16 protein-coding genes are annotated in these 19,313 nt (G+C 66.3%); 12 read left to right on the forward strand and 4 right to left on the reverse strand.

All coding sequences use genetic code 11. The annotated features are described in order from the left end of the window. Positions 1-10 precede the first annotated feature (10 nt). The 3 genes from ASG88_RS21485 to ASG88_RS21495 are packed head-to-tail and all read left to right on the forward strand — an operon-like array spanning position 11 to position 4,019. Positions 11-967, forward strand: coding sequence for an ABC transporter permease (locus ASG88_RS21485; RefSeq protein ID WP_056889513.1), 957 nt, complete (start codon positions 11-13; stop codon positions 965-967). Further along, positions 964-3,000, forward strand: a complete 2,037-nt coding sequence (locus tag ASG88_RS24155; RefSeq protein ID WP_056889514.1) for a dipeptide/oligopeptide/nickel ABC transporter permease/ATP-binding protein — start codon at positions 964-966, stop codon at positions 2,998-3,000. The genes ASG88_RS21485 and ASG88_RS24155 overlap by 4 nt, the downstream gene beginning before the upstream one ends. After that, positions 2,997-4,019 (forward strand): ABC transporter ATP-binding protein, encoded by a 1,023-nt coding sequence (locus ASG88_RS21495; RefSeq protein ID WP_056889515.1) that lies wholly within the window; start codon positions 2,997-2,999, stop codon positions 4,017-4,019. The genes ASG88_RS24155 and ASG88_RS21495 overlap by 4 nt, the downstream gene beginning before the upstream one ends. A gap of 81 nt (positions 4,020-4,100) precedes the next feature. Here ASG88_RS21495 and ASG88_RS21500 read toward each other — a convergent pair whose 3' ends face one another. After that, complete coding sequence (locus ASG88_RS21500; protein ID WP_056889516.1) at positions 4,101-5,765, reverse strand: thiolase C-terminal domain-containing protein; 1,665 nt, start codon at positions 5,763-5,765, stop codon at positions 4,101-4,103. Between the two features lie 267 nt (positions 5,766-6,032). On the opposite strand from ASG88_RS21500, the gene ASG88_RS21505 reads away from it, so the two are divergent. Together ASG88_RS21505 and ASG88_RS21510 are read left to right on the forward strand one after the other, a co-directional pair. Then, positions 6,033-7,175, forward strand: coding sequence for an amidohydrolase family protein (locus ASG88_RS21505; protein WP_056889517.1), 1,143 nt, complete (start codon positions 6,033-6,035; stop codon positions 7,173-7,175). 26 nt (positions 7,176-7,201) lie between these two features. After that, a complete protein-coding gene (locus ASG88_RS21510; protein WP_056889518.1) occupies positions 7,202-8,422 on the forward strand; it encodes a CaiB/BaiF CoA transferase family protein in 1,221 nt (406 codons plus the stop codon). A gap of 3 nt (positions 8,423-8,425) precedes the next feature. Here ASG88_RS21510 and ASG88_RS21515 read toward each other — a convergent pair whose 3' ends face one another. Next, positions 8,426-9,055 carry a TetR/AcrR family transcriptional regulator gene (locus ASG88_RS21515; protein ID WP_056889519.1) on the reverse strand — a complete coding sequence of 210 codons (630 nt, stop codon included), beginning with the start codon at positions 9,053-9,055 and terminating at the stop codon, positions 8,426-8,428. Positions 9,056-9,262: 207 nt separating this feature from the next. Here ASG88_RS21515 and ASG88_RS21520 point away from each other — a divergent pair, with 207 nt between their 5' ends. Genes ASG88_RS21520 through ASG88_RS21540 form a run of 5 tightly spaced genes read left to right on the forward strand, consistent with a single transcriptional unit; the run spans position 9,263 to position 14,035 of the window. Next, complete coding sequence (locus ASG88_RS21520; protein WP_056889520.1) at positions 9,263-10,318, forward strand: phosphotransferase family protein; 1,056 nt, start codon at positions 9,263-9,265, stop codon at positions 10,316-10,318. A 1-nt stretch (position 10,319) separates the two neighbouring features. After that, a complete protein-coding gene (locus ASG88_RS21525) occupies positions 10,320-11,081 on the forward strand; it encodes an SDR family NAD(P)-dependent oxidoreductase (protein ID WP_056889521.1) in 762 nt (253 codons plus the stop codon). A 51-nt stretch (positions 11,082-11,132) separates the two neighbouring features. Beyond that, a complete protein-coding gene (locus tag ASG88_RS21530) occupies positions 11,133-12,425 on the forward strand; it encodes an acyl-CoA dehydrogenase family protein (protein WP_056889522.1) in 1,293 nt (430 codons plus the stop codon). A gap of 11 nt (positions 12,426-12,436) precedes the next feature. Continuing rightward, the gene (locus ASG88_RS21535) at positions 12,437-13,204 is read left to right on the forward strand and encodes an SDR family NAD(P)-dependent oxidoreductase (protein ID WP_056889659.1); all 768 of its coding nucleotides are present in this window, start codon (positions 12,437-12,439) and stop codon (positions 13,202-13,204) included. 3 nt (positions 13,205-13,207) lie between these two features. Beyond that, complete coding sequence (locus ASG88_RS21540; protein ID WP_082600879.1) at positions 13,208-14,035, forward strand: alpha/beta fold hydrolase; 828 nt, start codon at positions 13,208-13,210, stop codon at positions 14,033-14,035. Here the strand turns inward: ASG88_RS21540 and ASG88_RS21545 are convergent. Further along, positions 14,019-16,052, reverse strand: a complete 2,034-nt coding sequence (locus ASG88_RS21545) for an MFS transporter (RefSeq protein ID WP_082600880.1) — start codon at positions 16,050-16,052, stop codon at positions 14,019-14,021. The two genes, ASG88_RS21540 and ASG88_RS21545, sit on opposite strands and share 17 nt — an antisense overlap. Positions 16,053-16,161: 109 nt before the next feature. Between ASG88_RS21545 and ASG88_RS21550 the strand changes: the two genes are divergently transcribed. After that, positions 16,162-17,004 (forward strand): crotonase/enoyl-CoA hydratase family protein, encoded by an 843-nt coding sequence (locus ASG88_RS21550; protein ID WP_235534960.1) that lies wholly within the window; start codon positions 16,162-16,164, stop codon positions 17,002-17,004. A 60-nt stretch (positions 17,005-17,064) separates the two neighbouring features. Here ASG88_RS21550 and ASG88_RS21555 read toward each other — a convergent pair whose 3' ends face one another. After that, the gene (locus tag ASG88_RS21555; RefSeq protein ID WP_056889525.1) at positions 17,065-17,832 is read right to left on the reverse strand and encodes an SDR family NAD(P)-dependent oxidoreductase; all 768 of its coding nucleotides are present in this window, start codon (positions 17,830-17,832) and stop codon (positions 17,065-17,067) included. Between the two features lie 164 nt (positions 17,833-17,996). Between ASG88_RS21555 and ASG88_RS21560 the strand changes: the two genes are divergently transcribed. Next, on the forward strand, positions 17,997-19,169 hold the full coding sequence (locus tag ASG88_RS21560) for a thiolase family protein (RefSeq protein ID WP_056889526.1): 1,173 nt from the start codon (positions 17,997-17,999) through the stop codon (positions 19,167-19,169). Positions 19,170-19,313 lie beyond the last annotated feature (144 nt).

Consider the following 19,313-nt stretch of genomic DNA (forward strand, 5'->3'; position numbering starts at 1 on the left):
GGAGGCACTGATGTTGCCCATGATCGCTCGGCGGCTGCTTGCGCTGCTGCCCTTGATGTTGTTGGTGTCCCTGGGAGTGTTCATGCTCACTGGGCTGGTGCCGGGGGACCCCGCCGTCACTATCGCGGGCGGCCCAGATGCCTCGCCGGACCGGATCGCGGCTGTCCGGGAATCGCTCAACCTCGACTCTCCGCTGATCGTCCGGTATGCCGAGTGGCTGGGTGACGCGGTGCGACTCGACTTCGGCCAGTCGCTCTACGGCACCACTGGTGGCCCCTCCGTGGTCGACGACATCGTCATGCGGATGCCAGTGACCTTCAGCCTGGCGCTGACCGCCCTCTGCATCGCGCTCGTGATCGGCCTGCCGCTCGGCACCATCGCCGGCATGCGCGCCGGCACCGCACTTGACCGGGTCAGCGTGGCCGGTACGAGCCTTGGCATCGCCCTGCCGAACTTCTGGATCGGCCTGATCCTGATCCAGTTGCTGGCCGTCAAGGCGGGCTGGTTCCCCGCTGTCGGCTACACACACTTCACGGAGTCGCCCTCCGCCTGGCTCAAGTCCTTGATCTTGCCAGGCATGGCCCTCGGCTTGTTCGCGGCAGCGTCCATCGCGCGCCAGCTCCGCGCCTCCCTGATCGACGTCCTCCAGTCCAACTATGTGCGTACGGCCTGGGCCAAGGGCGGTTCTCCTGCCAGGGTCGTCGGAAAGCACGCACTCAAGAACGCCGCCATGCCCACGGTCACGGTCATTGCTCTCCAGCTGGGGACTCTGCTGGGCGGGGCCGTCATCATCGAGCAGATCTTCTCCCTGCCGGGGATGGGGACCTACCTCATCACAGCGTTGCTCAAGCAGGACATCCCGGCCATCCAGGGCGTAGCGCTGATGTTCGTGTTGATCTACGTCGTCATCAACCTCGCCGTCGACATCGTCTACGGATACATCAACCCGAAGGTGCGCGTGTCATGACGAACGAACCCTCAACGCTGGCGCAGGACCCGGTCGACGTGTCTGCGGCCGAGCATCATGTCGTGGAGCCTCGGGTCGAGGTAGTGACGACGGTGGGTCCCGAAGCGGTGTCCGGGCAAGTGACACTGACTCCGTTCCGACGGTACGCAAGGAGGCTCCGCAAGGACATCCCAGCGATGGTGGCATTGGCCTACATCGTCATCTTGGTGTTGACGGCCATCTTTGCGCCGTTCGTCGCTCCACACGACCCGAGCGCGCAGGGCATCGCACCGCCGTTCAGTGGTCCGGGTCCCGGGCACCTCCTCGGCACCGACGACCTGGGCCGCGACACCCTCAGCAGACTGATCTTCGCGGCCCGGGTGTCGCTCGGAGTGGGCGGCATGGTCATCGCCATCGCGCTCCTCGTCGCCGTCCCGATCGGGCTCATCGCCGGATACCACGGTGGCCGCACCGACAACGTGATCATGCGTGTGATGGATGCCATCGCCAGTCTTCCGGCGCTGATCCTGGCTCTGGCGGTGGTGGGGATCCTCGGCCCCAGCCTCACGAACGCGGCCTTCGCGATTGCGGTCGCGATGGTTCCGGGCTTCGTGCGAATGGTCCGCGCACAGTCCTTGGACGTACGCCAAGAGACCTTCATCGAGGCTTCTCAGTCCTTGGGCACACCGATCTACCGGATCCTGTTCAAGCGGGTGCTGCCCAACGTCGCATCGCCCCTGATCGTCGCCACCACTATCGGACTGGGCGCTGCGCTGCTCGCGGAAGCCGGACTGAGCATGCTGGGCTTCGGCGTCCAACCCCCCTCGGCAAGCTGGGGAGCGATGTTGCAACAAGGTCGCTCGGTCATGTTCACCGACCCGTGGTTGGTCTACATCCCTGGCGCTGTCCTGGCTGTCACGATCCTTGCCTTCAACACCTTCGGTGACGGGGTGCGCGACGCTGTCGGCATGACTCGCGCGACCGGCAAGGCTGCTGTGAAGGGCAAGCTGGGCATCAGCACATCCATCGCCCCAAGGTCAACGTCCCCCGCGCGGCCAGCCACCGAGCAGGCAATGCTGGAGGTTCGCAATCTTTCGGTCGAGTTCGTCACCGAGCACGGTCAAGCCACCGTCGTCAACGACATCAACCTCTCGGTGGCCAAGGGCGAGATATTGGGGCTTGTAGGGGAGTCCGGCTCCGGGAAGAGCGTCACCTCGCTGGCACTGATGCGGTTGCTGCCGTCGCCGCCCGGCCGCATCACGTCCGGTGAGATCGTCTTCGACGGCCGCGACGTGCTGCAGATGTCGCGCCGCGAGCTCCGCTCGGTGCGTGGCAACGACATTGCGATGGTGTTCCAGGACCCGATGACCAGCTTGAATCCGGCGTTCACCATCGGCGACCAGTTGATCGAGGCCGTGCTTCTGCACCGGAAGATCAAGAAGGCCGCGGCGCGCGCAAGAGCGGTCGAGCTGCTCGAGCTGGTCGGGATCCCTGATCCGCAAAAGCGCCTCGCACAGTTCCCGCACGAGTTCTCCGGCGGGATGCGTCAGCGTGCACTGATTGCGATCGCACTGGCCAACGAGCCAAAGCTTCTCATCGCCGACGAGCCGACCACCGCGCTCGACGTCACGGTGCAGGCGCAGATCATCGACCTGTTGCGACGCTTGCAGAAGGACATCGGCATGGGCGTCATCTTCGTCACCCACGACCTGGGCGTCGTAGCCGAGATCTGTGACCGGGTTGCCGTGATGTACGCCGGGCAGATCGTCGAGACGGCGCCAGTCGCCGAGCTGTTCTCGCACCCCAAGCACCCCTACACCGCGGGTCTGCTGGCGTCGATGCCACAGACCGCAGACCAGAAGGAACGCCTGGTCTCCATCCCGGGGCTGGTGCCGCTGCCCGGCAGCGTCACCGAGGGATGCCGCTTCCGAGCCCGTTGCTCGTACGCAGCCGACGCATGCGCCGTGGGCGAGATCATCCTGTCGCCGCAGGACGTCAACCACGAGGCGCGGTGTGTCCGCTCCGATGAGCTGAACCTGGAGTCTGTGCGATGACCAACCTGCTAGAGGCCAGAGACCTCAAGAAGCACTTCCCGATCCACAGTGCCCTGCTGCGGCGTACAACAGGGCACGTCAAGGCTGTCGACGGCGTCGACGTCGACGTCATCCAGGGACAGACCCTGGGGCTGGTCGGTGAGTCAGGCTCCGGCAAGTCGACACTGGGGCGACTGCTGATCCAGCTGATCGACCCGACCGGTGGCACCGTGGAGTTGGATGGTCGGGAGCTCTCCGGAATGTCTGAGCGACGCAGGCGTCCCTTGCGTCGCGAGATGCAGATGGTCTTTCAGGATCCCTACTCCTCCTTCGACCCGTTGGCGACCGTTGGCGAGGGCCTGTCCGAGCCGTTGGTCACCCACACCGACATGACCGCCAAGGAGCGGGAGAAGAAGGTGGGCGAGCTGCTCGAGGTCGTTCGACTGCGGGCCGACCACCGTCACCGCTACCCACGCGAGTTCTCCGGTGGGCAGCTGCAGCGCATCGCCATCGCGCGGGCACTCGCACTGAATCCGAAGCTGATCGTGCTCGACGAACCGGTGAGCAGCCTGGACGTATCGATCCAGGCCGACGTCATCAACCTGCTGCAGGACCTGCAGTCGGAGTTCGGGCTGACCTACGTGTTCATTGCACACGACCTCGCGGTGGTCCGCCACGTCAGCGACCGCATCGCAGTGATGTACCTCGGCCGGATCGTGGAGGAGGGGGACTCCGACGAGGTCTACTTCCGTCCCAAGCACCCCTACACCAAGGCGCTCCTGTCGGCGATCCCGATCGCGCACCCCCACGAGCGGGGAGCACGCGAGCGCATCGTGCTGGCCGGCGATCCGCCCTCGCCTGCCAACCCGCCGTCCGGTTGCCGCTTCCACACGCGGTGCCCGCTGGCCATGCAGATCTGCAGCCTCGAAGACCCGGCACCGTTCGCGGCGCCGGATGGTTCGCAGGTGGCCTGCCACCTGCACACGTCAGGCCCAACGCTTCTTGGCGCTCCGCTCGTGGAGCTGACCCAGCCCGTCTGAGCCGCACAACCGCGTCACCCCACAAAGGACCCGAGCGGCGTTGCCGCTCGGGTCCTTTGTCGCGTCACCGGGAAGACTGGCTCAGAAGCGGCGCAGCAGCATCGCGCTGGAGGGGACGCCACCACCGGCGGTGACTACAGCGACCTGCGGGTCGGCCACCTGGAGCCCTGGTGCCTCGCCACGCAGCTGAAGCATCGCCTCGCGGACGAACCCGTACCCGTGGAGGCGTCCAGCACTGAGCTGCCCGCCGTGCGGGTTGATCGGCAGGTGTCCGTCGACCGAGATCCCTCGACCTTCCTTCATGAAGTCGGCGGCGCCCCCGAACTCGCAGAACCCGAGGCCCTCCAGCCAGGACACGGCGTTGAAGCTGAATCCGTCGTACAGGCACGCGACGTCGACATCCTCGGGCCGCAGGTCGGTGCGGCTCCACAGGTGGGCGGCCGGGCCCAGTGCCTGGGGCATGTGGGTGAGGGTTCCCTGGTCCCACGACAGTCGCTCCATGATCTGTGTGCCGACGGCCTCGACCCGTACGGGGGGCCGCGCGAGGTCACCGGCCGTTTCGGCCGCCGACACGATGACGGCGATGGCACCGTCTACCGGCACGTCGCAGTCGTAGAGGCCGAACGGTGTGGAGATCATCCGCGCGGACATGTAGTCGTCGAACGTGATCGGATCCCGGTAGACGGCTTCGGGATTGTGGGACGCGTTCTCTCGTTCGGTCACCGCGAGCCAGCCCATCGCCTCACGGCCGACACCGTAGGTGTGCATGTAGTTCGACGCCTGACAGGCAATCCAGTTGGCGGCCGAGACAGCACCGAAAGGGGCGCGAAACTCGGTCATGCCCATGGCGCGACCTGAGGGGGTGTGCCACTCACCGGTGCGCTCCATGCTCGACATCGAAGCCTGCCAGACGGTGCGGAAGCACAACACGTGCTTGCACAGCCCCGCGGAGACCGCCAGCATCGCGGCGATGATCGAACCGGTCTGCCCCGGTGTCTCGCTCCCACCGTTGACCCAGGTCGGCCGTAGCTGCAGAGCGTTCTCGACCGCGGTCACGCCACCCTCTGACATGCCCTCGAGCCCCGGCCCGGGGTACGTGGACAAGCCATCGATGTCGGCCACCGAGAGGCCGGCATCCTCGATGGCGGCCAGGCACGCGTCCATGGTGAGCGAGAGGGGGTCCACCATCAGGCGCCGTCCGATCTTCGACTGACCGACCCCGGAGAGCACCACGTCGTCCTCGAACTTCCGGTTCGAGACCATCGGGCGCAGTCGGGATCGGTAGTCCTCCGGCGCGGGGACCGGGCCGAGGACGTCGCCGGCCTCGGGATCCGGTTCGAAGAGCGGGATCCAGATCCCGTCCGCCTCCTCGAACACCACACGCACACGCATTCCGATCACCACCTCGTCGACGTCGCAGTTGACGATGTTCGTGGTCAGGCGCGCCCGCGGGTCATCGTCCAGAGCGACGATCGCGACGACGTACGGGGGAGGGAAGGACGGCAACCACTGCTGCACGTTGACAGTGAGGGCGACCACGACGCCGGTACCGGAGACCGGAGTGAGCTCGACGTTGCGACTGCGGCACTCCGAACAGATCGGCACCGGGGGATGGATCCGCGTTCGGCAGTCCTGACACTCCGAGACGCGCAGCCTTCCGTCCGCGCCGGAGGCCCAGAAGCCCTTGGTCGCGAGGCTCGGCTGGGGCAGTGGTCGTACGGTCCTCGATGTGTCGATGGCATCCATGGAACCGGGCTCCTGTTCGACGACGCCGCACACGAGCACGACGCATCTGGTGATGGGCTGAATAGTTATATAATACGACGAATGAGGCCGCGGGGTCCAGAGTCGCGCGGGGCCGCGCAAGCCGCTGAGTGTCGCTCGTGACAGGTTGGCAATAATTATTAAACTAATTCGCCCCTAGGTAGTGACGGACGTCATAGTGGTCTGTATCGTAACCGCTACGAGATGCACTTCGACTGGCTGAACCACCTGCCTTCAAAGGAGCCCCACATGCTGCGCGACGACGTTCAGATCGTTTCCGTCGATGACCATGTCATCGAGCACCCCACGGTGTGGACCGACCGGGTGGCCGCCAAGTTCAAGGACTCGGCACCCCGCATCGAGCGGGCCGACGACGGCAACGACTGGTGGATCTACGAGGGGGAGAAGGCTGGGAACTTCGCCCTGAATGCGGTGGCCGGCAAGCACCCGAAGGACTTCGGGCTCGACCCCCGCTCCTACGACGACATGCTCCCCGGCTGCTACAAGATCGAGGATCGCATCAGCGACATGGACATCGAAGGCGTCTGGGCTCAGCTCTGCTTCCCGAACTTCGCCGGCTTCGCCGGCCGAACGTTCTCGGCGTCCAAGGACAACGAGCTCGCGCTGGAGTGCACTCGTGCGTACAACGACTTCATCCTCGAGGAATGGTGCGGCCACGACCCGGAGCGCCAGATCCCGCTGCTGACCCTTCCCTACTGGGACCTGGAGGCATCCATCGCCGAGTTCGAGCGCACCGCGCCGCTCGGCGCGCGGTCCTACACCTTCCCCGAGGTGCCCAACCGCAACGATCTCCCCTCCTGGCACACCGACCACTGGGACCCGCTGCTCGCACGGTGCGCCGAAGCGGACATCCCGCTGTCGCTGCACTTCGGATCGGGCGGTATGCCGCCGGTCTCCTCGGAGGGTATGAGCACGAACTTCACCGTGACGATCGCCGCCTTCGCGACCAGCTCGATGATCACCTTCGCCGAGCTCCTCCTGTCGCCCGTCTTCCACAAGTTCCCGAACCTGCGGATGGCGCTGTCCGAGGGTGGCATCGGCTGGCTTCCCTACATGCTCGAGCGCACTCAGGAGGTGTGGACGCGTCACCGCTTCTACAACGACGTCCACCAGGACGTCAGCCCCAGGGAGCTGTGGGATCGCGGCCACCTCGGCGGCTGCTTCATCTCGGATGCCGCCGGCATCGAGGCCCGCCACACGATCGGCGTCGACAAGATCATGTTCGAGAGCGACTACCCGCACTCGGACAGCAACTGGCCGCACACCCGCAAGATGCTGGTCGAGGCCCTGGCCGACGTGCCGGACGACGAGGCGCGGCTGATGTGCGAGGACAACGCACGCAAGTTCTACAACTTCCCCCGCACCTCCTGACCCGCGAACGCACTGAGGACGAAGAAATGACTGGAATTCTGGACGGCGTCCGGGTCATCGAGCTGGCCTCGTGGGCCTTCGTGCCGGCGGCGGGCGCAGTGCTCGCCGACTGGGGGGCAGACGTGATCAAGGTGGAGGACACGCGCGGTGGAGATCCGGCGCGCAGTCTGGTCATCGGCGGGCTGACCAAGGACAAGGCCTCCGCCGATGCCGACTTCATGCTCGAGATGAACAACCGCGGCAAGCGCAGCGTGAGCATCGACCTCAAGTCCGAGATCGGCCGCGAGATGTTCGCCAAGCTCGTGGCGTCGGCCGACGTCTTCCTCACCAACTGGCTGCCGGGCCCTCGACGGCGAGCCAACCTCGATGTCGACGACATTCGCCTGATGAACCCAAATATCATCATCGCCCGTGGATCCGGCCAGGGGACACGCGGCCCGGACGCCGACCGTGGCGGATTCGACTCAGCGAGCTACACCTCGCGAGGTGGCGTCGCCTATGCGTTGACGCCCCCCGGTGTCGACATCCCCATCGGTCAAGGTGCGGCCTTCGGCGACCTGCCCAGCGGCATGTCGCTCGCCGGTGGCATCGCGGGCGCGCTCTTCCATCGTGAGCGCACGGGAGAGGCGCGCATCGTGGACGTCTCCCTGCTTGCGCAGGCGATGTGGACCATGGCGCCGGACATTCTTGCTGCCGACCTCTTCGGTGTCGACCGCATCCCGGTGGCCGAGCCCGGTTCGGCCATCAATCCCGTGACGAACAAGTACCGCACGAAGGACGACAGGTGGATCCAGTTGGTCTTCCTGCAGCCCGACCGTTTCTGGTCGGACTTCTGCGTGCGCATCGGACGCCCGGACCTGTCGACCGACGGTCGGTTCGTCCCGGCCGGGAATCTGATCGCCAATGCCGAGGATGCGATCAAGATCCTGCGTGAGGTCTTCGCCGGCGAGGATCTCGCGCACTGGAAGCAGACGCTTTCCGACGAGAAGGGTGTCTGGGCCGTCATCGCCAGCCCCCTCGAGGTGCTCACCGACCCGCAGGTCATCGCCAACGAGTACCTCGTGCCGAACAAGGACGACGAGGGTCGGGGGTACCACGTGGTGGCCAACCCGGTGCAGTACGACGAGACCCCTCCGCAGTCCGGACGGGCGCCCGAGTACGGCGAGCACACCGAGATCCTGCTCGTCGAGTCCGGCGCCACGTGGGACGAGATCGCACAGGCCAAGGCGGCCGGCGCCATCCTCTGAGCGTCAGCGACGTCCCAGTGCGAGACCGCGGAGACAGAAGCTGACCAGGTGATCGCACGCGTCGGCATCCGGCGCGGTGCCATGGCGCATGTGGCGATTCATGGTTCCCATGACCGCCTCGTCGATCACCTGGGCATCCAGCTCCGCGGTCTCGCTTCCTGCTTGTCGGATGGGTTCGATGAGCAGGGAGCCGAGCTCGGATACCAGCGGTTCACCCAACGTGTGGCGACTTCGCCAACCGAGCTGCATGCTCACGGCGACGCTCTGCCGTGCCGCCGTCTCGTCGGTCACCTGCGTGAGGATGCCCCTGATCCAGGCTGCGACCTTCTCCAGCGGGTCGGACTCCTTCTCCATCAGATGAGCGACATAGGTCTGAACCCGCAGCAGACCCCGCTCCATCACCGCCAGCATCAGGTCGTCCTTGCCGTTGAAGTATCGGTAGAACGCCTGGTTGGAGGACTTGGCCTCGGCCACGATGTCGGCCACCCTCGGGGCGGCCGGCGCAGAACGCTCAGCGACGCGCAGTGCTGCGTCGAGGATTGCCTCGACCTCCTGGGTCGCGTCCGCGCGCTGCTTTGCCAGTGCTCGGTCGACCGCTGATGTGACGGAGTCGCGGCCCCCGTTGATCGTCATGTGGCCAGTATGAGGCACCCCAGACGCGGCGGGGATTCGGCGCGCCTTGGCCTGAGTTCTCAATCGCGAGAATTCGCGTCCGGGCTCTCATGGCCTGTCGTCTGCGCGGAAGCCTCCTGGGCTGGCCCCAGGAAGCGCGCACCCGATGATGGAATTGGGTAGATCAAACACTTGATTCCGTAGGACGAGAATGGCATTCTCGTTTGCATGAGCGAAGTTCTGGAAGTGAAGACCACCCTGGATGTGACCCGCCTCGCGCGGTGGATGGACCGACAGGGGCTGGCGGGTGAGGGTGAGACCCCCGACATCACCCAGCTGACCGGCGGCTCTCAGAACGAGCTGTTCCTGGTCTCCCGAGGCGGGAAATGCAGCGCACTCCGGATGCCACCACCGTCTGCCGATGCCAAGCGCCAGGACGGGCTCCGTCGCGAGCTGACGCTGCTGTCGGCACTGAAGGGCGCCGACGTCCCCCACGCCGAGCTCGTCGCGGGATGCGTCGAGGCCGACGTGCTTGGCATGCCGTTCTACCTGATGGAGGTCGTCGACGGATGGTCTCCGTCCGGCGCCGACGGCTGGCCGGAGCCGTACGCCACCAGACTGACCGAGCGAGCTCCGCTGGCCTTCGGCCTGGTCGAGGGCGCTGCCAAGCTGTCGCGCGTCGATTGGAAGGGACGAGGGCTCGAGGGCTTCGGCCGGCCCGACAACTTCCACGATCGTCAGGTCGACCGCTGGCTCTCGTTCCTGAGCAACTACAAGTTCCGCGACCTCCCGGGACTGGATGAGGCCTCCGCCTGGTTGCGCAACAACCGCCCTCGGCACTGGGAGCCGGGCATCATGCACGGCGACTACCAGTTCGCGAACGTGATGTTCAGCAACCGAGTGCCGACCGACCTGGCCGCGGTGATCGACTGGGAGATGACCACGATCGGCGACCCCCTGCTCGACCTGGCCTGGGCCCTGCTGGCTTGGGGCCCCGAGGGCGACGACATGACGTTCGCGCGCTATCTGGACCTTGACGAGATGCCGTCCCTCGACGACCTGCTCGAGCACTACGAGACGATCAGCGGCCGGTCCACCGAGGACTTCAACTACTACCTCGTTCTTGCTCGGTGGAAGCTCGGCATCGTGCTCGAGATGAGCTACGCGAGGTTCGCCTCGGGCGCGGCCGCGAACCCCAGCACCGAGAGCTTCGGCAACCTCGTGCTCGAGCTGATCCGCAAGGCGGCCGAGCTGTCCCGTGCTCTGACCACCAGGGCAAGCTGAGATGGCGTACCTGGACGAGGTCTTCAACCTCACCGGCAAGGTCGTACTCGTCACTGGCGGGAGCCGCGGTCTCGGCAAGGAGATGGTCGTGGCATGCGCCAGGGCCGGCGCGGACGTGGTGGTCGCCAGCCGCAATCTCGAGACGTGCCAAATGGTCGCCAAGGAGGTCGAGGAGACCACCGGACGTCAGGCTCTGCCGTACGGCGTCCACGTAGGGCGCTGGGACCAGCTCGATGGGCTGGTCGACGCGACGTATGAACGCTTCGGCAAGGTCGACGTCCTGATCAACAACGCCGGCATGTCGCCGCTCTACGAGGAGCTGACCGATGTCACGGAGCAGCTCTTCGACAGCGTCGTCAACCTGAACTTCAAGGGTCCGTTCCGGCTGGCGGCCTTGATCGGCGAGCGGATGGTGGCGGCCGGACGGGGCTCCATCATCAACGTCAGCTCGTCGGGCTCGATCCGCTCGTCCAAAAGCATCATCCCCTACGCCGGCGCCAAGGCCGCCCTCAACTCCATGACCGACGGGATGGCGCAGGCCTTCGGTCCGGCAGTCCGGGTCAACACGCTGATGTCCGGGACCATGTTCACCGACGTCTCGAAGGCTTGGGACATGCAGTCCTTCAACAAGTCGATCAAGCGGATCGCACTGGAGCGCGGCGGCGAGCCGCACGAAATTGTGGGCGCGGCGCTCTACCTCGCCTCGGACGCTTCGTCCTACACCACCGGCGCGACGATCCGTGTCGACGGCGGCATCCCGTGACCCACACCGCTTCCTTCCTCCACTGACCACGTCTTCCTAAGGAGTGCCACCATGGCATGGGATTTTTCTGTCGAACCCGAGTTCCAGGAGCTGCTCGACTGGACGAGCTCCTTCGTCGACAACAAGGTGTCCAACCTCGACCTGTTGTGGCCACATGACGTCTACCTGCCGACCGCGGACCTGACTGAGAAGCAGCGATCGGTCATCGGGCCGATGAAGCAAGAGGTCAGGGACAAGGGCCTGTGGGCCTGCCACCTGGGCGTCGAGCTCGGCGGCAAGGGCTACGGCCAGCTCAAGCTGGCCATGATCAACGAGATCCTCGGAAGGTCGGCCTGGGGTCCTCGCATCTTCGGCACGCAGGCCCCCGACACGGGCAACGCCGAGATCATCGCCCATTACGGGACGGAGGACCAGAAGGCTCGTTACCTGCAGCCACTGCTCAACGGTGACGTCGTGTCCTGCTTCTCGATGACCGAGCTCCAGGGTGGGGCCGACCCGGGTGTGTTCACCACGCAGGCCGTGCGCGACGGAGACGACTGGGTGATCAACGGTCAGAAGTTCTTCTCGTCCAACGCGCGATGGGCATCGTTCTTCATCGTGATGGCCGTGACCGATCCTGATGCTCCTCTTGTCAACCGCATGTCGATGCTCCTGGTGCCTGCGGACACTCCCGGCATCGTCATCGACCGCAATCTCGCGCACATGGGCGAACCCGAGGACCGCGGCTCCGAGGCGCTGATCAGCTACCACGACGTACGCGTCCCACATTCGGCCCTCCTCGGCGACGAGGGTGACGCCTTCGGTGTGGCCCAGACCCGGCTGGGCGGTGGCCGGATCCATCACGCGATGCGCACGGTCGGGAACGCCCAGATGGCACTGGACATGATGGCCGAGCGTGCCCTCTCCCGGTTCACCAAGGGCGAGCAGCTGGCCAAGAAGCAGTTCATCCAGGGCATGCTGGCCGACTCGTACATCGAGATCACGCAGTTCCGCTTGCTGGTGATGTACACCGCCTGGCAGATCGACAAGTACAACGACTACCAGCGCGTCCGAAAGGACATCGCCGCGATCAAGGTTCAGACTCCCCGGGTCATGGAGGCGGTGGCGAAGCGGGCAATCCAGATCCACGGTGCGCTAGGCACGACGTACGACCTGCCGTTGATCAAGCTGTTCATGAGCGGCCTGACGCTGGCACTTGCCGACGGGCCCACCGAGGTCCACCAGACCACGGTCGCCCGACAGCTGCTGCGTGAGTACAAGCCCACCGATGGCATGTGGCCCACCATGCACATCCCGACCCGTCGTGATGCGGCTCGCGCCGAGTTCCTCGGCGACGACGCCTGAGGGTGGGGATCATGACGACCATGCAGGACCTGACCGGACGCCGGATCATTGTCACCGGTGGAGCCAGCGGGATGGGCGCAGGACTCGTCCGGGCCTTGCCCGCGATGGGGGCCTCGGTGGTCTCGCTCGACCTGAACGCCGAGGTCGGATCAACCATCGCGGGGGAGGCCGGAGCCGGCTTTGCGACCTGTGACGTGACGGACCCGGTGTCGGTGGAGACCGCTGTCTCGGAGGCGGTCACACAGCTCGGGGGCCTGGACGTGCTGATCCACGCAGCCGGCGTCGCACCTGGTTCCCCGGCCGCGGAGATGAGTCTGGACCACTGGCGGTCAGCGATGGACATCAACGCGACCGGCACATTCCTCACCAACCAAGCGGTGTTCCCGCACATGAAGGAGGGCGGCGGGGCGATCATCGACTTCGCTTCCGCAGCCGGAATGGGGGGCTATCCCGGCAAGGCGGCATACGCTGCCGCCAAGGGGGCGGTCCTCGGGTGGGTCCGATCGATCGCCGTCGAGTGGGCGCAGTTCGGCATCACCGTGAATGCCATTGCCCCCGCGATCTGGACGCCGATGTATGACACGACCCGTGCGGCCATGACCCCAGAGCAGCTGGTCGTCCACGACGAGGGCATGGCGAGGTCGATCCCACTGGGAGGAAGACTCGGCGATGTCGAGCTCGACTTCGTGCCGGTGATGGCGTTCCTGGCCAGTGGAGGGGCACGGTTCATGACTGGTCAGGTCTTCGCCATCGACGGCGGGGGAACGATGGTGCGCTGACAGGTGAACAACGTCGCACGCGAACCAGATCCATGCCCCGTCGCCGTTGACGGAGCGCGGGTCTGGTGTCGCGTCAGCGGTCAGCTGGATGGGCCGCCGATCCTGCTGGTGCATGGCAGCGGCGCCAACCACCTGTGGTGGCAAGCGATGCTGCCCGGCCTGCGGGTCGGGCACCGTGTCATCGAGATAGACCTCTCCGGTCATGGCGAGAGCGAGCATCGCTCCGCGTACTCCTTGGCCGGGTGGGTGGGCGAGTTGGTGTCCGTGCTTCTACACGCAGGGGCGGGCCCCGCCACCTTGGTGGGTCACAGCATGGGAGGCAAGGTCTGCGTCGTGACTGCTGCTGCCAGGCCGGACCTTGTCGCCGGTCTCGTCCTCTTCGATGTCGGGCTGCCCCCGCCCGCACGATGGCGGCGGCGGCCGCCCACCATGGAGGGACGGCAGAGGCGCTATCCGAGCAGACAAGAACTCATCGAGAGGTTCGTGTTGACACCGCCACAACCCGACCCTCCGGCGGGAGTGCTGGCTGCAATCGCGGCAGGTTCGGTACGGCGCGATGCGGCCGGCTGGACCTGGAAGCACGACCGCCACTCGGTGCCCATCCTGGACGATCGGGAGGTGGGGGAGGCCGCGCTGCGACTGGACTGTCGGATCGCGTTCGTCCATGCGGAGCACAGCCACGCGGTGGACGGGTCGGTCCTGTGCCACGTGCAATCCGGATTACCGGCACCGGTCGCCGTCCATTGCTTGCCTGGCACGCACCACCACCTGGTTCTCGAGGTTCCTGACGAGTGTGCTCGACTGGTCGCCGACTTCACCGCCGCGCTGTGACACCGTTGACCGCGGGTGTGCGGGGGAGGCCCGGGATCTCCACGTCGATCACGTGAGCGTCGCCGGTGAGCGTCAGAGCGTGAGTCGCAACGGTCCCCTGCGCGCGGTTGATGGCGGTGAGGACGTAGCGCCCCTCGCGAGGTGTCGGCAGTGAGAAACGGCCATCCTGCGAGGAGGCAGCCGAGGAGACGACTTCACCGGAGTGTCGCGTCAGCACTACTCCAGCCCGTTCAACGGGACGCCCCTCGTAGTCGGTGATCCTCCCCGAGACGGTCAGTCGCTCCTGGAGCACGATGGGTCGCATCATCGACCCGGCACCGACCCGTACCAGGCGGGAGTGCGGCGCCCACCCCTCGGCCGCGACGACCACCAGGTACTTGCCATCCCCACGTACGGCCAGGGTGAACTTCCCGGAGGCGTCGGCGCGGTTCCAGTCGACGTGCTGCCCGCGGTCGCCAAGGATCGTCACCACGGCGCTGCCCACAGGTCGCCCCTTGTCCGTGAGCACGACCCCTCGGGCGATCATCAGCTGCCCCTCGGGGGAGGTGAGCGGCTCATCATCCTGGGTCGGGGTGAGGCGGAAGAGCGGGAGGGCGACCGCCACGGCCGCCGCGGACGAGGCCGCCGCCAGCCAGAAGATCAGGCTCAGGGCGCCGAAGGTGGGAACGGGATCGACGCCCGACGCCACCGCTCCCATGCTGACGACGGCCGCGACCGTCGCGCTCGACGTCGAGGACCCTAGTGAGCGGAGCAGCGTGTTGAGCCCGTTCGCAGATGCGGTTTCGGTCACGGGGACGGCCCGCATGATCAGCGTGGGCATCGCTGCGTAGGCCAGCGACGTGCCCACGGCGACCAACATGGATCCGAGGACGATCTGGGACAGTGAGCCGCTCAGGTACACCCGGCTGACGTAGGCGACGGACATCGCGCCAGCTCCGAAGACGAGGGTGAACTGGGGGCTGAATCGTCTAGTCAGCCACGCGGCAACCGGCGCCAGGACCCCGAACACCATGGCCGATGGCGCCATCCAAAGTCCGGTCTCGAGCATGCCGAGGCCGAGTCCGAAGCCGGTGCTCTCGGGCAGTTGGAGCAGCAGTGTGGTGACAAGAAGGTTGGCAAACATCGCAAAGCCGACCAGCACGGAGGAGACGTTGACCAGAAGCACCGACGGGCGGGCTGCAGTGCGGACATCGACCAAGGGATTGGGTGCGGTGAGCTCGAGGGGAACCCAGGCCACCAGAAGAGTCAGGCCGAGGATGGCCAACCCGATCGTCGACACCGAGCCCCAACCCCACAGGCCACCTTTGGACAACGCCAGCAGGACTGCGGTCAGGCCGGCGCAGAGGACCACCGCCCCCCTGTAGTCGAAGGCTCCGCGCGTGCGCACCGGCGATTCGGGGATGACAAGGCGGATGGCCACCAGCATGACGGCGCCGGCACCTCCGGTGATCCAGAAGATCGCGTGCCAGTCCATGTGTTCAGCGATCACCCCGGCCAGCGGAAGTCCGGCGCCTGCGCCGATCGCAAGTGTCGCGCTCATCAAGGCCACCCCCAGTGGCACCTTGTCGCGTGGCAGCTCGTCGCGCATGATCGCGATGCCGACCGGGACCAGAGCCATGCCGACACCCTGCAGGCCGCGTGCCGCGACGGCGCCCGGCAAGGAATCGCTGAACGCGCCGATGACCGACCCTGTCGTCATCACCGCCAGGCACACGATCATCATCAGCCGCTTGCCGAACATGTCCGCCAGCCGGGAGACCACCGGCGTCGCGACCGTGCCGCTGAGCAGCGTGGCAGTGATCAGCCAGGAAGCGTTGTCGACCGTGGTGTCCAACAGCCTGGGAAGGTCGTGGAGCAGGGGAACGACAAGGGTCTGCTGGAGAGCGACCACCGTCCCGCACATCGACAGCGTCGCGACCGTGAGTGCGGTCCGACCTCGACTCGCCTCCGGCGCTGAACGGGCCTGACGGTTCACGACGTCCTCCAGGTCCGGAGAAGAGCATGTCTTCTCAGCCATTCATGTAATCCGTTTAATAGGTTACCTTTATACATAGTTTAGACGATGAGGGTCTGGGTGGGTAGACATCGCTGCCTGTTCGAGGGCCACCGAGCGGTAGGAGCAGCAGATGACCGAGCTAGAGGTGATGGATTCCGCCGATCGGGTGGGCTCCGTCGAAGACCAGAGAGAAGTCCTCGTCGAGCGACGCGGGCACGTCATGTTGGTGACGATCAACCGCCCGGCGGCACGCAACGCCGTCAACGAGGCGGTGTGCCTGGAGGTCGGTGACGCCTTGGCCGAGGCAGATGCCGATGACGACGTGCGCGTCGTCGTGCTCACCGGCGCCGGGAACAAGGCGTTCTGTGCGGGAGCCGACCTCAAGGCCATCATGCGCGGCGAACGGATCATCCCCGAGGGAGCTGAGCGGGAGAAGTGGGGGCTGGCCGGTTTCGTGGGGCACTACATCGGGAAGCCGACGATCGTCGCCGTCAACGGGCCCGCCATTGGGGGTGGCACCGAGATCGCGCTCGCGGCCGACCTGGTGGTGGCTGCGGACACCGCGACGTTCGGTCTGCCTGAGGTGCAGCGCGGCCTGGTCGCTGGTGCCGGAGGGGCGTTTCGACTCACCAAGCAGGTGCCGTTGCGCGTCGGCATGGAGATGCTCCTCACCGGTGACCCGATCACCGCCCACAGGGCCCTGGAGCTGCACCTGGTGAACCAGGTGGTGCCTGCCGACGGGCTTTTGGACGCCGCGCTGGCACTCGCCGGAAAGATCGCGTCCAACGCGCCGCTTTCCGTGCAGGCCACGAAGCGCATCGCTCTGGGGCACGTCGACGGTGACAACCCGGCGGAGGTCCCGCTCTGGGAGCAGACCTCGCGGCAGATGCTCAGCGTGAGTGGATCGGAGGATGCCAGGGAAGGTCCTCGCGCGTTCGCCGAGAAGCGAGCACCGGTCTGGAAGGGGTGCTGACCGCACCAGCAGGAAAGGGCCGGTCCGCGACAGCGGACCGGCCCTCCTTGTCGATGGGGGTCAGATGTTGAACCGCTGCGCTCCGTCGATCCGGATCGTCTCGCCGTTCAGGTAGTCGTTCTGCACGATCTGGAGCGCGAGGCTGGCGTACTCGTCGGCGTGGCCCATGCGCTTGGGGTTGGGCACGCCCGGGCCCCACTTGGCCTGGGCCTCCTCCTCGGCCAAGCCGTAGGCAGGCGTGAAGAATGTCCCGGGCGCGATGCACATCACGCGGACGCCGACGGGTGCGAGGTCACGCGCCGCTGTGAGGTTGAGGCCGATGACGCCGCCCTTCGCGGCGGAGTAGTCGGACTGGCCGACCTGACCCTCGTACCCCGCGATGCTCGCAGTGGTGATGACGACGCCGCGCTGACCGGAATCGAGCGGCTCGTTCTGCGACATTGCCGCGGCAGACTTGCTCAGCACCCGATACGTCCCGGTGAGGAAGATGTCGATGGTGCGCGCGAAAGTCGCGGCCGGGTACGCCTTGCCCTCGCGGTTGACGATGCGCTTGCCCGCGGCTGGGCCGCCATGCACGACGACGGCCACTCGCAGTGTGCCGAGGTCCTCGGCCGCCCGGATGGCCGCATCGACGGAGTCGTCACTGGTGACGTCGGTGGAGACGAAGATCGCGCTCTCGCCGAGGTCGTCGGCGAGCAGCTTGCCCTTCTCCTCGGCCAGATCCGCGATGACGACCCTGGCTCCTGCGGCCACCAGTCGGCGCACGGTTGCCTCGCCGAAGCCGCCTGCGCCGCCGGTCACGATCGCTGATGCACCTGACAGATCCATGGTTCCTCCTGTGTCGTCCGCCTCCGGCGGTCTGGAAGCCGCGTCACGGCTATTCATCTAACTAGTTTACACAGTTGTACTGATTGTTCTAGACTCTCATCCACACTCGCTCGCGACGCCGCCCCAGGGCTGTGAGCGTCCAAGTCCTACCGATGAGGTGTCACATGCCTGAAGCAGTGATCGTCAGTGCTGTCCGTACCGCGATCGGGACCGCCCGCAAGGGGTCGCTGAGCGAGACGCCCGCAGAGGAGCTCGCCACTCACATCGTCACGGAGTCGGTCCAGCGATCGGGCCTGGCGCCCGAGCGGTTCGACGACGTCATGCTGGCGGAGTCTCTGTACGGCGGCGGCGACCTCGCTCGCTATGCAGCCGTCGCCGCCGGGATGACGACAGTTCCGGGACAGGCGGTCAACCGTCACTGTGCGGGGAGCCTGACCACCGTCGGCAATGCGGCGGCGTCGATTCGAGCGGGGATGGACACGGCCGTGATCGCTGGTGGCGTGCAGTCCTCCTCGCTGTCGCCCGCGACGTCGTGGCGCGTCCCTGGCACCGAGGGCGAGATCGAGACTCGGATGGCGCCGACGTTTCCCTATTCGGACGGCGCGAACGACGACGTCACGCTGAGCGTTGGCTGGAATGTCGCGCAGGCGGCCGACGTCAGCCGCGAGGAGATGGATGCGTGGGCCGTCCGCTCCCACCACCGGGCCGTTGGTGCGATCGACGCGGGAGTCTTCGACGACGAGATCACCCCGATGAAGGTCACGCTGAAGGATGGCTCTGTCACCGAGTTCGCCGTCGATGAGCACCCTCGGCGTACGTCTTCTCTGGAGAAGCTAGCCACCCTTCAGCCCCTCCATCCCGAGATCGATGGCTTTTCGATCACCGCCGGCAACGCCTCCGGCATCAACGACGCCGCGGCCGCACTCACGCTGACCAGCGACGAGCTGGCGGCTGCCGAAGGACTGAACTCACTGGGTGTCGTGCGCGCCTGGGCCGCCGTCGGTGTGGAGCCCCGACTCACCGGCATGGGCGCCCTCGAGTCGATCTCCAAGGTGCTCTCGCGGGCCGGCCTCGGCGTGTCCGACGTGCACCTCTGGGAGATCAATGAGGCATTTGCCTCGGTCCCGGTCGCCGCGTGCAAGATGCTCGGGATCGACGAGGAGCTGGTGAACATCTACGGCAGTGGCTGCAGTCTCGGGCACCCCGTCTCAGCATCCGGTGCCCGGATGCTGACCACCCTCACACACGAGCTGCGCCGCCGTGGCGGTGGCATCGGGATCGCCGCCATGTGCGCCGGCGGTGGCCAGGGTGGCGCTGTCGTCATCGAGGTCTCCTGACCTCACCCAGAGCAACGTCGCTCCCAAGGGGCCACACCCCTCGGGAGCGACGTTCTCCAACCGCCCGATGGCGAAATGTCCAACTAATCATCCCGAGGCCGTGTACGTGGTCGACGGTTGATGAGGCACACGGATCACACATGG

The organism is Nocardioides sp. Soil777 (assembly GCF_001428425.1).
In the GTDB taxonomy this organism is placed as follows: Bacteria; Actinomycetota; Actinomycetes; order Propionibacteriales; family Nocardioidaceae; genus Nocardioides; species Nocardioides terrigena.